General features: G+C 64.0%; 19 protein-coding genes. 5 read left to right on the top strand and 14 right to left on the bottom strand.

Annotated elements, in window-relative coordinates:
* Positions 1-74 precede the first annotated feature (74 nt).
* Positions 75-554, bottom strand: a complete 480-nt coding sequence (locus AC1Q7O_RS12355) for a DUF4145 domain-containing protein (protein ID WP_492659859.1) — start codon at positions 552-554, stop codon at positions 75-77.
* A 123-nt stretch (positions 555-677) separates the two neighbouring features.
* Between AC1Q7O_RS12355 and AC1Q7O_RS12350 the strand changes: the two genes are divergently transcribed.
* Positions 678-1,694 (top strand): IS110 family RNA-guided transposase, encoded by a 1,017-nt coding sequence (locus tag AC1Q7O_RS12350; protein WP_492659860.1) that lies wholly within the window; start codon positions 678-680, stop codon positions 1,692-1,694.
* Between the two features lie 407 nt (positions 1,695-2,101).
* Here the strand turns inward: AC1Q7O_RS12350 and AC1Q7O_RS12345 are convergent, their stop codons facing one another.
* From AC1Q7O_RS12345 to ybiA (AC1Q7O_RS12300), 10 genes are all read right to left on the bottom strand, one after another.
* Positions 2,102-2,470: a hypothetical protein gene (locus AC1Q7O_RS12345; RefSeq protein WP_492659861.1), complete on the bottom strand. Its 369-nt coding sequence runs from the start codon at positions 2,468-2,470 to the stop codon at positions 2,102-2,104.
* Positions 2,471-2,500: 30 nt separating this feature from the next.
* Complete coding sequence (locus tag AC1Q7O_RS12340; RefSeq protein WP_492659862.1) at positions 2,501-2,815, bottom strand: hypothetical protein; 315 nt, start codon at positions 2,813-2,815, stop codon at positions 2,501-2,503.
* A gap of 22 nt (positions 2,816-2,837) precedes the next feature.
* The gene (locus AC1Q7O_RS12335) at positions 2,838-3,179 is read right to left on the bottom strand and encodes a hypothetical protein (protein WP_492659863.1); all 342 of its coding nucleotides are present in this window, start codon (positions 3,177-3,179) and stop codon (positions 2,838-2,840) included.
* 45 nt (positions 3,180-3,224) lie between these two features.
* Positions 3,225-3,572 carry an immunity protein Imm33 domain-containing protein gene (locus tag AC1Q7O_RS12330; protein WP_492659864.1) on the bottom strand — a complete coding sequence of 116 codons (348 nt, stop codon included), beginning with the start codon at positions 3,570-3,572 and terminating at the stop codon, positions 3,225-3,227.
* Between the two features lie 66 nt (positions 3,573-3,638).
* The gene (locus AC1Q7O_RS12325; protein WP_492659865.1) at positions 3,639-3,947 is read right to left on the bottom strand and encodes a hypothetical protein; all 309 of its coding nucleotides are present in this window, start codon (positions 3,945-3,947) and stop codon (positions 3,639-3,641) included.
* A 59-nt stretch (positions 3,948-4,006) separates the two neighbouring features.
* Positions 4,007-4,453: a riboflavin biosynthesis intermediates N-glycosidase gene (gene ybiA, locus AC1Q7O_RS12320; RefSeq protein WP_492659866.1), complete on the bottom strand. Its 447-nt coding sequence runs from the start codon at positions 4,451-4,453 to the stop codon at positions 4,007-4,009.
* 79 nt (positions 4,454-4,532) lie between these two features.
* Positions 4,533-4,847 carry a hypothetical protein gene (locus AC1Q7O_RS12315; protein ID WP_492659867.1) on the bottom strand — a complete coding sequence of 105 codons (315 nt, stop codon included), beginning with the start codon at positions 4,845-4,847 and terminating at the stop codon, positions 4,533-4,535.
* A 66-nt stretch (positions 4,848-4,913) separates the two neighbouring features.
* Positions 4,914-5,285 (bottom strand): MafI2 family immunity protein, encoded by a 372-nt coding sequence (locus tag AC1Q7O_RS12310; RefSeq protein ID WP_492659868.1) that lies wholly within the window; start codon positions 5,283-5,285, stop codon positions 4,914-4,916.
* Between the two features lie 83 nt (positions 5,286-5,368).
* A complete protein-coding gene (locus AC1Q7O_RS12305; RefSeq protein WP_492659869.1) occupies positions 5,369-5,809 on the bottom strand; it encodes a hypothetical protein in 441 nt (146 codons plus the stop codon).
* A gap of 54 nt (positions 5,810-5,863) precedes the next feature.
* Complete coding sequence (ybiA, locus tag AC1Q7O_RS12300; RefSeq protein ID WP_492659866.1) at positions 5,864-6,310, bottom strand: riboflavin biosynthesis intermediates N-glycosidase; 447 nt, start codon at positions 6,308-6,310, stop codon at positions 5,864-5,866.
* A 252-nt stretch (positions 6,311-6,562) separates the two neighbouring features.
* Between ybiA (AC1Q7O_RS12300) and AC1Q7O_RS12295 the strand changes: the two genes are divergently transcribed.
* On the top strand, positions 6,563-7,603 hold the full coding sequence (locus AC1Q7O_RS12295; RefSeq protein ID WP_492660034.1) for an integron integrase: 1,041 nt from the start codon (positions 6,563-6,565) through the stop codon (positions 7,601-7,603).
* Positions 7,604-7,844: 241 nt separating this feature from the next.
* Here the strand turns inward: AC1Q7O_RS12295 and AC1Q7O_RS12290 are convergent, their stop codons facing one another.
* On the bottom strand, positions 7,845-8,267 hold the full coding sequence (locus AC1Q7O_RS12290; RefSeq protein WP_492659870.1) for a hypothetical protein: 423 nt from the start codon (positions 8,265-8,267) through the stop codon (positions 7,845-7,847).
* Positions 8,268-8,380: 113 nt separating this feature from the next.
* Here AC1Q7O_RS12290 and AC1Q7O_RS12285 point away from each other — a divergent pair, with 113 nt between their 5' ends.
* The gene (locus AC1Q7O_RS12285) at positions 8,381-9,751 is read left to right on the top strand and encodes an AAA family ATPase (RefSeq protein WP_492659871.1); all 1,371 of its coding nucleotides are present in this window, start codon (positions 8,381-8,383) and stop codon (positions 9,749-9,751) included.
* A gap of 82 nt (positions 9,752-9,833) precedes the next feature.
* On the opposite strand, the gene AC1Q7O_RS12280 is transcribed toward AC1Q7O_RS12285, so the two are convergent.
* Positions 9,834-10,565, bottom strand: coding sequence for a type 1 glutamine amidotransferase (locus AC1Q7O_RS12280; protein ID WP_492659872.1), 732 nt, complete (start codon positions 10,563-10,565; stop codon positions 9,834-9,836).
* A gap of 124 nt (positions 10,566-10,689) precedes the next feature.
* Positions 10,690-11,355 (bottom strand): hypothetical protein, encoded by a 666-nt coding sequence (locus AC1Q7O_RS12275; RefSeq protein ID WP_492659873.1) that lies wholly within the window; start codon positions 11,353-11,355, stop codon positions 10,690-10,692.
* Between the two features lie 124 nt (positions 11,356-11,479).
* Here AC1Q7O_RS12275 and AC1Q7O_RS12270 point away from each other — a divergent pair, with 124 nt between their 5' ends.
* Entirely contained in the window at positions 11,480-12,040 is a 561-nt protein-coding gene (locus tag AC1Q7O_RS12270; protein WP_492659874.1) for a DUF2242 domain-containing protein, read from the top strand.
* Positions 12,040-13,773, top strand: coding sequence for a M14 family metallopeptidase (locus AC1Q7O_RS12265; protein ID WP_492659875.1), 1,734 nt, complete (start codon positions 12,040-12,042; stop codon positions 13,771-13,773). The genes AC1Q7O_RS12270 and AC1Q7O_RS12265 overlap by 1 nt, the downstream gene beginning before the upstream one ends.
* The last annotated feature ends 91 nt before the right edge of the window (positions 13,774-13,864 follow it).

Here is a 13,864-nt window from a genome sequence, read left to right as displayed (position 1 = left end):
ACCATCGACAACGCGCTGGTCAGGCCGCGACCGTCTGACTTAAACCAACGGGCCTCCGCGGAAGCCGGGGCGATTCAGGCAGAACGTTCATCGGCGACCCAACATGACTCCATGTAGGAGCCGCCAGCAAAGAACGGCTTCATAGTTGCGACAAAGAGCGCCGTGATGTCCAGTGCGTCCTCAACTTCAGTAGCCGTTGGCTTGTAGTACTCGTGCTCGAGCACGTTTCTCAGCTGGACGATCTTTTTGATGACTCTTGGCGCGACCAGTCCCAAGGACTGGACCTTTTCGAGTCGAGCGGGAAAGCTGTAAGGTTCCGGCAGCCCGAGCGACGAAAGTAGATTGAAGACTTGACAGTCTATGGCGCGCTTCGAGTTTGTGAGGGAGTTCACGAGCCCTCGCGTGCCACCAAGCCGCAAATCCTTTTCCGCGAACTCGAGGTATTGCGCAGGGGTCACCGGCGTAGATACTTTCAGTGAATTGAACGTCTTAGGGTCCACGGTGATTTTTCGCCACTGGGGGACCTTACTCAACAGGAATTCGCGGAGGTTCAACCTCGCTCCTTAACGAATGAAAGGGACTTCCCCGTCCCGAACCAGCCGCGTTGCGGCAAACGGCAACCAGGTGCCACGATGGGAAGTGCGGTTTCTCATCAACTCATTCGGAAGGGGAAGTCCATGACGATTCTGACCGTGGGTATCGACCTCGCCAAGAACGTTTTTGCGGTTCACGGCGTCAACGAGGCCGGCAAGGCCGAGCTGATCCGCCCGGCCGTGCCCCGCGACAAACTCCACGAGCTCATCGCCAGCCTGCCGCCGTGCATCATCGGCATGGAAGCCTGCTCCGGCGCTCACCACTGGGCGCGGCTGTTCCAGGCCTCGGGCCACACCGTGCGGCTGATTGCCCCAAAGTTCGTCACGCCCTACCGCATGACGGGCAAGCGCGGCAAGAACGATGCGGCCGATGCCGCCTCCATCTGCGAGGCCATCCAGCGCCCACACATGCGCTTCGTGCCACTCAAGACCCTGGAGCAGCAGTCGCGGCTGATGGTGCACCGCGCCCGCCAGGGGTTTGTCGAGCAGCGCACCGCCACGCTCAACCGCATCCGCGGCCTGCTCAGCGAGTTCGGCATCGTGCTGCCGCTCAAGGCCGCCACCGTGCGCCGCAGGGCCTGCGAGTGCCTGGAAGACCTGCCGGGCTACGCCAACACCGTGATCGGCGACCTGCTCAGCGAGGTCACCCACTTGGACGAGCGCATCGCGCAGTACGACGCGCACATCCAGGCCATGGCCAAGGACGACGAGCGAGCCCGACAGCTGATGCAACTCGGCGGCGTCGGCCCCACCACCGCCACCTGCCTGCTGGCCATGATCGGCAACGGGCACGACTTCGACTGTGGCCGCCAGTTCGCCGCCTGGCTGGGCCTGGCGCCGGGGCAGTACAGCTCGGGCGGCAAGACCCGGCTCGGCCGCATCACCAAGGCCGGCGACGCCTACCTGCGCAACCTGCTGGTGCTGGGCGCCAAGGCACTGCTCGCTGCGGCCAAGAGCAAGACCGACGCCATCAGCCGCTGGGCCACCGCACTGGCCGAACGGCGAGGCTATTGGCGAGCCGTGGTGGCCATCGCGGCCAAGAACGCGCGCATGGCCTGGGCGGTGCTCAAGCGCGGTGACGCGTTTGTGCTGCCCGCCTGACCCGAACTCGATTCACCATTCCTCGAAGCGACAGGAACACAGAACCACCGCCGTGTGACGGCAAGCGTTGATGACAACAGGTTTGGACCTGCGCGGGGCGTGACCGATGAGCTCAAGGGCGGCGCAAGCTTGCCGGCTAACGAATGGGTCCCCCGCGTGCGTCCTTCATCAGGGTCCGTGGCATCGAGCGCCACACGAATGACCGTTTGTAGTTTGGCCAGTCCGCACCTTGTTGTCTTTGCCAGCGCCCGCCGACGCGACGGTGACAGGTCTTGAAGGAAATGCAGATGAAGAAATGGCCCGCAGAGCGGGCCATCAGGGATTCGTTTGGCTTGACGAACGGGGAAGCCCTTGTAGTTTGAGATCAGCGGACGGCGAAGCCGTCCGCTGCAGCGAAAAGTTGTGCGTCACAGCCAGGACTCCACCTTGCGTGCATCGCGGAAGCTTGCACCGAATCGAGGCAGTTCCGGCAACGCCAGAACTTCCGCTTGAAGCTTTGCATTGGGTCTGGCGGCTGGTGATTCGCGCCTTTCGTAAGGCCCTCCTGGGAGCACCCAATCGAACACATAGAGGCCGGCATCTGCGTAGTCTTGCCACACCTGGGGCGTTCCAACCCGTGGGGCAGGCAGCGAGTCCGAAAGTGCTGAGTGATCCACGTGGTGCTCGGCGGCAGATTCAGGAACGAACCCTTCTCCAGCGGTGGCGAAAAGCGCGAGATTGCCGTCTGTATCAACAGCAAACCAGTCGAACTCGAATCCTGTCAGGTCGGGATGCATGGCGCAGCAAGTGATGCACAACGTCAAAGGTCAGCGGGCGGCGAAGCCGTCCGCTGCAGCGAGAGGTTGGGCATCAGGCTGGTACCAAACCTCAGTGCCCACGGGAACATCCGCTTTTGAAAGCCCATGGAAGACACAACCCCACCGCAGTTCCTTGGGCGGCGGGGTTTGCGAGATCCACTGCACCGTAAGCATTGCTTGCACAGCAGAACCGTTGGGCGTTCGCAGTTGGACTTGGAGTTTTGATGGGCCGCCGTAGTCCCGCGCGAGCGGGCCAGGCACCACGACGAGCCCACCGAAAGCCGGGATGTCGAAGGTGTCCTCGACTTTCAAGAGTAGCTTCATGCCTGCTGCTCAACGTGCGAGGTCAGCGGGCGGCGAAGCCGTCCGCTGGAGTGACCAGTTGGACGTCAACCGGATACCAACCAATATCGAGCGTTCGGATGTTTGCCCGCGTGCTTGAAACGACTTCTAAGTCGTAGCACTCTTCCCCGTGAATTGCAGGCCGCGGCCAGTCCTCGGACTCTTCCTGCATCAGGCAGGGATAGAGCTTCTTCGCCTCAGCGATCACAAGCTTGATTGCGGCGTCTAGGCTCTCGGCTTCGACGATTGCAAAGATGTCGCAGTTCTGGGTGACGCCATCCTTAAGGAAAGCAATCCCAGCTAGTCCGATCTGATAGGACATCATGACCATGCGCTTGACGTTCAACGTCTGCGCTCAGCGGGCGGCGAAGCCGTCCGCTGGAGCAATGGGTTATCCACGCACATCACTGATTCCCTCGTCGAACCAAACATCCTCATGCCCGGGCGCCAACTGCACACGCCACCCTCGCGGAAGCGCTAGGTAGGGCATGAACTCAGGCACGTGCGCATGCAGGTGCGCAACGTGAAGAGGAGAGAAGAACTCAGGGTCGCTGGAGAACTCCCCAGCCCAGATGTACCAGCCGCAAGTTCCGTCGCCAGGTGCATGTCGTAACGCATTCAGCGGCCGCAAATGGAGCGACTCAAGCGCGATGCCGACCTTGTCGCCGCCGGCAGGCACGTTCGGCGCAACTCCAAACCGGTTGCAGACATCGACTGGCATCAGGCGGGTGGTCGTCATGCTGGATAACGTTGGAGTTCAGCCGACCAGCCAGCGAAGCTGGCGCAGGTCGGCTGCAATGACCAGTTAGAGATTTTTCCGCACCGCACCTTTGCGCGCGGGCTCCCAATACCCACCACTGCCGTGATAGGTTTCAGCGTGAAGAGAGAACTCCTCTCCACATTGTTGGCACCTAAATTTCCACGCGACGATGTCATCCCAGGATTGGTTTGCTGCCATTTCGGTGAAGCTAGCTGAATGCGTTCCCGGCTCTGTAATGTCGACCAGCGTGCCGTCACTGATGTTGTCCATGGCGATAGACATTGCTTTACGCAACTCATTCGGCAAGCGAACTTTGTAGCGCACGCACAGCTCATCGCACTTCTCGCAAGACATTCGGTGCTCTCTAACGTTCGCGCTCAGCGGGCGGCGAAGCCGTCCGCTGGAGCAAAGGGTTAAACAGCATGTTGCATCAACTCCGCTCGAACCTGCATGAGCAAATGACCGAGCCGGTTCTGGCCGGTCCCATCTTGGCCTGCGGCCCAGTAGTAGTCGTACGGCGAGTTCTCTACAAGCGGACGATCATTGGTTGAAATGAGCAAGTCCCTTGCGGCTGGAGCCTTGAACTTAAGGCGCAGCGCATACAGCATCACAGACTCACGCGCGTCGTCCCAGTCTGGTCGAATTGGGAAGCTCCGACTCTGGCCCAGAGCGCGGGCCTCCTTAGGGGTTAGTGCTCGCCGGATGCGATCGCGAATCTCAAGAGACTCGAACTTCTGAGCCTGGAAAAAATGCTCCACAGTCGGCCAGAAGACTCCGTCGCTCTCGAATCCAGGGGGCGCGAAATTGGAGAGCCCCCAGAAAGGCATGGTCTTTGTATAGAAATAGAGGGTCTCAGCCATAGCACTGCTGGTGCTGTTTAACGTGAAGGTGAGCGGACGCCGCAGGCGGTCCGCTCCAATGGCAGGTTATCCATCATTTTCAGCACTCGATATGTGAACCTGTTTCCGTCGCGCATGTCGGTCGAGGAAGAAGCAAAACGACACCCGCGAGCAAGGCCATGCCGACAACTGCCCGCAGCCGCCATGACAACTTAACCAGCGCGACGACCAAAGTAACCGCGACCGCCAGTCCGATGGCTGCGAAGACAGCGACCGCCGTTCCTCCACCGGCTGGGCCGCCGCACATCACCGCGGCGTACATACCGCTCAACAGAGCCGCCCCCAAGGCAGCCAGCCCACTCACTGCGACCACGGCGGTTTTGCCGATGACTGCGACAGGGCGAATCAAATTCATGATGGATAACGTTGAAATTCAGCGGGCCAGCCAGCGTAGCTGGCGCAGGTCCGCTGCAATGCCAGGTTAGCCAACTGCCGCATTCTCGTAGCGCCGATAGACACAACGCCCTTCAATCTGCGCCCAAACCATCCGCTCGCCAACGACGTTGACGTGCGTGTGAATTGGCACGTTGGCAAGCTGTAACGCCTCAAGGTCTGTCGCCACATCTTCAATTTCCTCCCGGTCAACCGAAGAGTCGGCCTCCAAGTAGAAGTGCAGATGGACTTCGGGCCCAACGCATTTCAGCGATATAGCGACCATGTTGGGACGAATGGCCCCCCACAGGGCTTGAACGGCAGAGACGACTTGGTAGTTCTCGTAGTGCAACAGCCGATCTGGACGAATGCCGCGAAGGGTAATTTCGATTGGATCGTCCGACATAGGCAGGTTGTCCATGCTGCTGGCTAACGTTTGAAATCAACGGACCAGCCAGCGCAGCTGGCGCAGGTCCGCTGCAGTGAAGGGTTGGGCGTCATTCGCTAAAGCCACCAGCGATATCGACGTTTGTTCTCCTTGTGCAGTGCCACATCGTCACGCCAGTCGTATCGATTGGCGCCTTGCCCAACGATCCCGAAGTAGATGAGGAAGATGCCCAGGAGGATTAAAAGGCCACTGCCAATCCATTGACTCGAAAGCTCGCGGGAGCCGGCGTCGGAAAGCGCGGAATAGACGCCGCCGAGAATGAGAATCGCGCCCACTGAAACTCCGAGGATGCGGCGAAACCAGACCCACGCTGTAGCGAACACTCGTTCCGCCTGGGAGGGTTCAGCAGATCGGTCGCGAGTACCGAAGTACCACGGGATTGCCGCGAGTGCGAGGGCGGCGAACAGTATGCCGATGCCCGTACCACTAAGCCCACTCTTGACGAGAAAGAGAACTGATAGAAGCAGAGCGAAGGCAACAAAGCCAGCTGTTGTCATGACGCCCAACGTTCGCGCTCAGCGGGCGGCGAAGCCGTCCGCTGGAGCAAAGGGTTAAACAGCATGTTGCATCAACTCCGCTCGAACCTGCATGAGCAAATGACCGAGCCGGTTCTGGCCGGTCCCATCTTGGCCTGCGGCCCAGTAGTAGTCGTACGGCGAGTTCTCTACAAGCGGACGATCATTGGTTGAAATGAGCAAGTCCCTTGCGGCTGGAGCCTTGAACTTAAGGCGCAGCGCATACAGCATCACAGACTCACGCGCGTCGTCCCAGTCTGGTCGAATTGGGAAGCTCCGACTCTGGCCCAGAGCGCGGGCCTCCTTAGGGGTTAGTGCTCGCCGGATGCGATCGCGAATCTCAAGAGACTCGAACTTCTGAGCCTGGAAAAAATGCTCCACAGTCGGCCAGAAGACTCCGTCGCTCTCGAATCCAGGGGGCGCGAAATTGGAGAGCCCCCAGAAAGGCATGGTCTTTGTATAGAAATAGAGGGTCTCAGCCATAGCACTGCTGGTGCTGTTTAACGTGTTGTAGACCGCAGGGCGACGCGGTCTATCACCGCAACCCGCGCAGTAACGGGGCGCACTGCATGCGATCCAAGTGCTTGTCGATGCTGGACTTTCAGTCTAGTTGACTGTTCATTCATACAGTACTAAATTTCCCGTCAAAAGCCGCGCCCGTTACAAAGTTGCTTGACCGGTTCGCGGCGCCGGCAAGCGGAGGCTGCCATGCTGCCCGCCGTCGTTCGCCCCGCCATGCCTCGCGCAGCTTTGCGCCCGGCTCTCCCGGCCAATTTGCCGCCCTTGCGAGCAGTGAAGCTGCTCGATCAGTTGCGTGAGCGCGTCCGGATGTTGCACTACAGCCGGCGGACGGAGCAGGCGTACTTGTACTGGTCTCGGGCGTTCATCCGGTTCCATGGCTTGCGCCATCCTGCGGAGATGGGCGGCCCCGAAGTCGAAGCCTTCCTGACCTATCTGGCGTCCGACCGTGGGCTGTCGCCGTCCAGCCATCGCCAAGCCTTGTCGGCGCTCTTGTTTCTCTACGGCAAGGTGTTGGGCCTGCAGTTGCCATGGATGCAGGAGATCGGCCGGCCGGTACCCAAACGCCGCCTGCCCGTGGTACTGAGTGTCGATGAAGTGTTGTCGGTGCTCGCCAGATTGCAGGGCGAGCATCAATTGCTGGCTCGGCTGCTGTACGGCACGGGCTTGCGCATCACCGAGGCCTTGTGCCTGCGGGTCAAGGACCTCGACTTTGCGCAACGTGCGATCTATGTGCGCCAAGGTAAAGGGGGCAAGGATCGGGTGGTGATGCTGCCGCAGTCTTTGGTCTTGCCGCTGCGAGATCAGTTGGGGCGGGTTCGCCAGGTTTGGGCGGCTGATGTGGAGTCGGGCTGCGCCGGGGTGGAAATGCCCTATGCGCTGGAGCGCAAATACCCGCGGGCCGGTGAGAGCTGGGGATGGTTCTGGGTCTTTCCTCAAGACCATCATTCCACCGATCCGCGCAGCGGCGTCGTGCGTCGACACCATCTCTACGACGAGACTTTCCAGCGCGCTTTCAAGCGGGCGGTTCGGGCCGCCGGCATCGACAAGCCCGCGACGCCGCACACGCTGCGGCACTGTTTTGCGACCCATCTGCTTCAAGCGGGTAGCGACATCCGCACCGTGCAGGAGTTGCTCGGGCACGCTGATGTGGCGACGACCATGATCTATACCCATGTGCTCAGGATGGGCGGCGGTGCCGTGCGCAGCCCTCTGGACGCTTTGCCTGACGGGGAGCAGCAAAGCAGCCCTTGGTGAACAGCCGCAACCAGCCTTGAGCTGCCATTGCGTGCTTCAGCGGCTGTGTGGCCGGCAACGCACTAACGGTTCAAAACAATGACATCAGCTTCAGAGCGGACGGCCTCCCTAGTCCCCTGAAAGTTCGAAACTTTGCGTTCTGCTTGTCGGGTCCGCAGGCAACCTACTCCCCTACGGACGAATTCGAAGCTTTGTTATCAGCTGCCTAGAGGTAGCTGATAACAAAGTGTCGAACTGGAGGTCAGGGTCCGGCCTTGGAGGGGTCCATCATCGTTCCGGCATTCTCGCGTTCTGCCTCGCTGGCCGCAGAGCCCACGAGGGCGCCGAAAACGTATAGACCCGCCACGACGGGCAAGCCGAGCAGCAAGTACGCAAGCGGCCACGACACGCCTTCCAGCATTCGCAATACCGGCTCAGGCAACAGTGCCGATTGCAAGACGATCGGCGCCTGCAGCAACACGAAGCGCCCTTTGAAGTCGTTGGTGCTGAACGCCATCCCTGCACAGGTCGCGCTCGCGATGACATAGAGGCCGGCAAAGCACATGCCGGTGATGCTGAGCGTGGGTGATGTTGATCTCATCCGGGCAAGGCTAGCGGCCCGGCCTCCCGGATCAAGAAATTGCGCCCCGGGGCGCAGTTCAAGCTGCCGGCGGTGCCGTGTCACGCCTCTTTCTCGATTCGAAGCAGGGGGCTCGAAGGGGCTTGGCGAGGGGACGGGTTCCGCGTTGGTAGCCGTCCGTGGCGGCGGCCTGAGACGGTGTCGCGGCTTCGGTAAAATTGGACTTTGAAATTAATGCCGGGATAGCAGTGAAATTAGTTAAGGCGCAGATCAAGAATTTTCGGTCGGTGGAGGATAGCGGCGAGTTCGACATTACTCAGATTGTTTGCCTCATTGGCAAGAATGAGGCCGGCAAAAGCGCGTTGCTGCAGGCTCTCGCGGCATTGAATCCGCATCCGTCGACCCTCCTGGAACTGGACAAGGAGCGCGACTATCCGCGGCGCCATCTGGCGTCCTATGCCGAATTGCATCCCAAGGAGCCCGCAGCCGTCGTTTTGACGGAGTGGGAATTCGACGACGGCGAGCTCGCCACGCTCGAAGAGATGCTGGGCAAGGCGTCCGTCGACCGGCGGCTGCGCGTGCAGCGCCGATACGGTGAAGACTTGACGATCGATGCCACCATCGATACCAAGAAGATCATCAAGCACCTGTTCGCGAAGTTTGGGGTCACTGGCGAGGAAGCGAAGGCCCTGGCCGGGGCCGCCACCACGGCTCAGCTGATCGAAGAGCTGAATGCGCTGCCAAACCCCAGTGAATCGCAGATCAACCTGCGCGCTCATCTGCTGAACGAAGGCACCGCGATCGTCCAGGTGCACAAGTTTGTTGCGCAGCAACTGCCACGCTTCATGTACGTTTCGTCGTATGACCGCATGGAAGGGACGGTGCAGTTCCAGCAGCTTCAGGAACTGCAGGATCAAGGCTCCCTGGATCGCGACGAGCACCGGGGCAAGAAATTGTTTGTGGAGTTCCTTCGATACGCAGGAATTTCGCCCGCGGACCTGCTGCGCCAAACGAACTTTGAAACTCACAACGCGCTGCTCCAGGCCGCCTCGAACAAGATCACTGATCAGATCCTTGAGTATTGGACGCAAAGCAGTGATTTGAGCGTCGAGGTCAGGGTATCTGCCGGCATGGCCGGTGATCCCCCGCCCTTGCAGGCAGGCAATATCGCTCGAGCGAGAATTTATAATGCTCTGCACCGGGTAGATACTCCGTTCTCGGAGCGGAGTTCAGGTTTTGTGTGGTTCTTTTCCTTCCTGGTGAGATTTGCCCAGGTGCGGAACGAATCGGCGCCGGTCATCCTGTTGCTCGACGAGCCCGGGCTCACTTTGCACGGCAAGGCGCAGCTGGACCTTCTGAGGTTCTTCCGAGAGAAGCTGGCTCCGCATCACCAGATCATCTTCTCCACGCATTCGTCCTTCATGGTGCCTGCTGGCGACCTTGCCAGCGTGCGTGTGGTTCAGGACGCCATCGAGCAGCGGGGTGCACGGCGGATTCCCCTGGGAACCAAGGTGGTGGGACACGACCAGACACAGGACGCCGACGCACTGCTGCCCTTGAAGGTAGCGATCAGCCATCCCCTGGGCTGAAACCTTGCGGTCTGGCGACTGAGGCGGTGTCGCGCAAACAGCCCGGGCCCGGGTGGGGCGGCCGACGCCTTCCCCACCCACCTCAGCGCCAGTTCATCATCCACGTCCGCCCCGCAGCCGGCCCGGGCAGCCGGGCGGTCCACTGGCTGTACACGCGTCGGGCGACGCGGTGCAGCTCGGCCACGTGCTGCGGCAGGTCCTGCAGGATGGCGGCGGGCGCCTGCACGGCCGGGCCGCGGGCGCGTGTCAGCTCGTCGGCGCCTTGTTCACACCAGTCGCGGACGATGCCTTCATCGACCTCGAAGTGGCACTGGAAAGCCAGGTGCGGCCCAATCTCGAACCCCTTGTTCAGGCAGTGCTGGCCGTACAGCAGCCGGCGCGCCCGCGCCGGGATCTGGAAGGTCTCATAGTGCCAGTTGAAGGCCATCACCTCGCGGGCCTGCAGCAGCGGCCGCCCGGCCGGGGTCACGTGCAGGCGGCTCCAGCCGATGTTGGCAAAGCCGTTGCGGCCGACGCGGGCGTCCAGCGCGCGGGCGAGCATCTGGCCACCGAAGCAGTGGCCCAGCAGGGGCACGTCGGCAGCCAGCGCGAGGCGCACCAGCGCCAACTCGTCGTCGATCCAGCCCAGCGGCTCGTTGACGCTGCGGTTGCTGCCCAGCAGCACGATGCCGCTGAAGTCCTTCGCATCGCGCGGCACCGCATCGCCGTGGTCGGGCATCACGATGCGCGTGTCCAGGCCCACCTCGGTCAGGTGAGCCAGCAGCTGGCCGGGGCGCTGGGTGTGGTCGTGCTGGAGGATGAGGACCGGTCTCATGAACCCGGCGCACGCCGGGTGCGCCATCTGTGGAGGAGCGGCCAATCTAGGCCGCGCCGCATCAAGATCTCATCAGGATTCGCGACGGGCGCGGCAAGAACCGCTCAAGGCGCAAGGCAGGTGCTCAGCGCAGGTCGCCCGTCTCGAAATACAGCTCTGTCACCCGCCGCGCGCGGAAAGCCTGCAGCAGCTCGACGCTGGGCCTGTCCCGCCTCAGCCCCTGCAGCGGCACGGTGACGTCGCGCATCTCGCCCGGCGACTCCACCCGCACGATGTGGTCGAAGTCCGGCCGCCGGTCGATCACCTTGAACGCGAACCACTCGCTGCCCTTGCCAACGAGCCGGTAGCGCCCGGCCGACCCGGTGCGCGGTGCGGGGTCAAGCCGGCGGAACAGCAGCACCTCGTCCACGACGACCCGTCGCTCGCCGGCCTGCGGCTGGCCGCCGCGCTCGAAGTGGCCGCGGAAGAAGCGCGCGGTGAACTCGCGCAGCGGCTGGGGATGCGCGGGGTTCAGGCGCAGCAGGTCGAAGGTCTCGGGGTCCAGCGTCCACAGCCGCGGCTGGGCGGCGAGGTCCTCGCGCAACGCGCGGTCGGCGGCGGCGTCGGCCAGGTGCAAGCGCAGCACGATCTGGCTGTCGTGCGGCGCGTGGAACATCGGCAGGTGCGATGCATACAGCCCCTCGCGCCCGCCGAACACGGCCATGCCGTGGCCGCCGACGGCGGTCTCGGCGCCGGCCAGCGCGGGCAGGCCGGCGGCCAGCGCGAGAAGGGGGCGTCTGCGAAGGGTCATGCCGGCATTCTGGAACGAGCCCCGTCGCCATGCGAGGCCGGGGTTGCCCCTGTCATCGGCCGGTGCGCCTGGCGCGTTGGCGCTGCCACCGGCCGCTGCGCGTCGACGACGGAATAATCCCCCCATGCATCGTGTTCGCTCCCTGCTCCTGCCCCTGCTGCTCGGCGCCCTGCTGACCGGCTGCGGCGGCCTGCCTTCGTCGTCGTCCGAGAAGGTCGGCAAGGTCTACCAGCGCGAAAGCTTCGCCGCCGAGGAGACCTTCTCCCGGCTGTTCGACGCCAACGTGGACGCCACCTGCGAGGCCGCCCGCCGCGCGCTGCTGAGCCAGGGCTATGTCATCAGCAAGGCCGACAGCGGCCTGGTGCGCGGCGCCAAGCACTTCCAGCCCGAGGGCGAGGTGCATGTGGAGATCGCCTTCAACGTCGTCTGCGTGGGCGACGGCCCCAGGCAGCAGATCGCCACCGCCTACGTCAGCGCGCAGCAGGACCGCTACGCGCTCAAGCGCAACCCGCAGGCCGCCAGCCTGGGCGTCAGTGCGCTGGGCTCCATCTCGGTGCCGCTGTCGTCCACGCAGGACTCGCTGATCAAGGTCGCCTCCGAGACCATCCCCGCCGGCGAGTTCTACGACCGCTTCTTCACACTGATGCAGCGCATGCTGCGCGAGAACACCAGCGAGCCCCGTTGATGCGGCGCCTGCTCGCCACGCTGGCGCTGGCCACCGCGGCCGCCAGCCCTGCCGCGCCGTTGACGACGCATGCCGAACGCAGCGGCTTCACGCAGACCGGCCGCTACGACGAGGTCACGCAGCTGTGCCGTGACTTTGCCCGCGCCCATCCGCGCCACGTGCGCTGCACCCGCTTCGGCACGACGCCGCAGGGTCGGCCGATGTGGGCGCTGGTGGCCAGCCAGACTGGCATGCTGACGCCCGAGGCGGCACGGCGCGCGGGGCTGCCGGTCACGCTGATCCAGGGCGGCATCCACGCCGGCGAGATCGAGGGGAAGGACGCCGGCTTCCTCGCGCTGCGCGAGCAGCTCGCGAAGCCCGGTGCGCTGCAGAAACAGGTGCTGGTCTTCGTGCCCGTCTTCAACGTCGACGGCCACGAGCGCTTCGGCCCGTGGAGCCGGCCCAACCAGCGCGGCCCCGAGCAGATGGGCTGGCGCGTGACGGCGCAGAACCTCAACCTGAACCGTGACTACCTGAAGGCCGACGCGCCCGAGATGCAGGCCATGCTGGGCCTGCTGCGCGCGTGGGACCCGCTGGTGCTGGTGGACCTGCACACCACCGACGGCGCGCAGTTCGAGCACGACATCGCCGTCATGGTGGAGCCGTTGCACGCCGGCGACGCGCCGCTGCGCGCGGCCGGCCGCGCGTGGCGCGACGGCGTCATCGCCGCGCTGGCCGCCCAGGGCGCGCTGCCGCTGCCGTTCTACCCGTCCTTCGTCGAGGAAGACAACCCGGCCAGCGGCTTCAAGGACAGCGTGTCCTCGCCGCGCTTCTCGCTGGGCTACTACCCGCTGCGCAACCGCTTCGGCATGCTGGTGGAGACGCACAGCTGGCGCCCCTACCCGCACCGCGTGCGCGTCACGCGCCAGACCGTGGACGCCGTGCTGGCCGAGGTGGCCACCCACGGCCGCGCCTGGCTGCAGGTCGCCCAGGCCGCTGACGCCCACCCGCTGGCCGAGCTGGCGCTGACCTGGCGCGCCACCGACGAGGTGCGCGAGATCGACTTCCGCGGCTACGCCTACACGCGCACGCCCAGCGACATCTCCGGCGCACTGATGACGCGCTACGACGAGACCCGGCCCGAGGTCTGGCGCGTGCCGCTGCGCGACCGGCTCGTGCCCGACCTGCTGCGCCCCGCTCCCGGCGCCGGCTACCTGGTGCCGGCCGAGCACGCCGGCTGGGTGGCCGACAAACTGGCCCAGCACGGCGTGCGCTTCGAGCGGCTGGCGCAGGGCCGCAACGCGCTGCCGGCCGAGGCGTGGCGCGCCGGGCGCGTCACGCGCGACGCCACGACCACCGAGGGCCACCAGCGCATGACGCTCACCGGCCGCTGGACCGCCGAGGCGCGCGACGTGCCGGCCGGCAGCCTGTTCGTGCCCATCGCGCAGCCGCTGGCGGCGCTGGCCATGCACCTGCTGGAGCCCGAAGCGCCCGACTCGCTGGCCGCCTGGGGCCGCTTCGCTGCGGCCTTCGAGCCCAAGGAATACATGGAGGCCTACGTGGCCGAGCAGGTCGCCCGCGAGCAGCTGGCCGCCAGCCCGGCGCTACGCGACGAGTTCGCGGCCAAGCTGCGCGACGACCCGGCGTTCGCCGCCGACGCGAAGGCGCGGCTGGACTTCTTCTACCGCCGCACCCCCAGCTGGGACGAGCGCCTCAACCTCTACCCGGTGCTGCGCGTCGACCGCCGCCCCTGACCCCCCGGCCGCGGGACCGGCGCCCGCCGTGGCGCGGCGGCTGCAATCGAAAAGCAACCGGGTGCGTACAAACGCACGACCCGGCCACGGC

The organism is Roseateles sp. GW823-FHT07B05, from assembly GCF_058794515.1.
The sequence above is the reverse complement of the archived record's forward strand: the minus strand, read 5'-3'. Positions and strand labels throughout refer to the sequence as shown.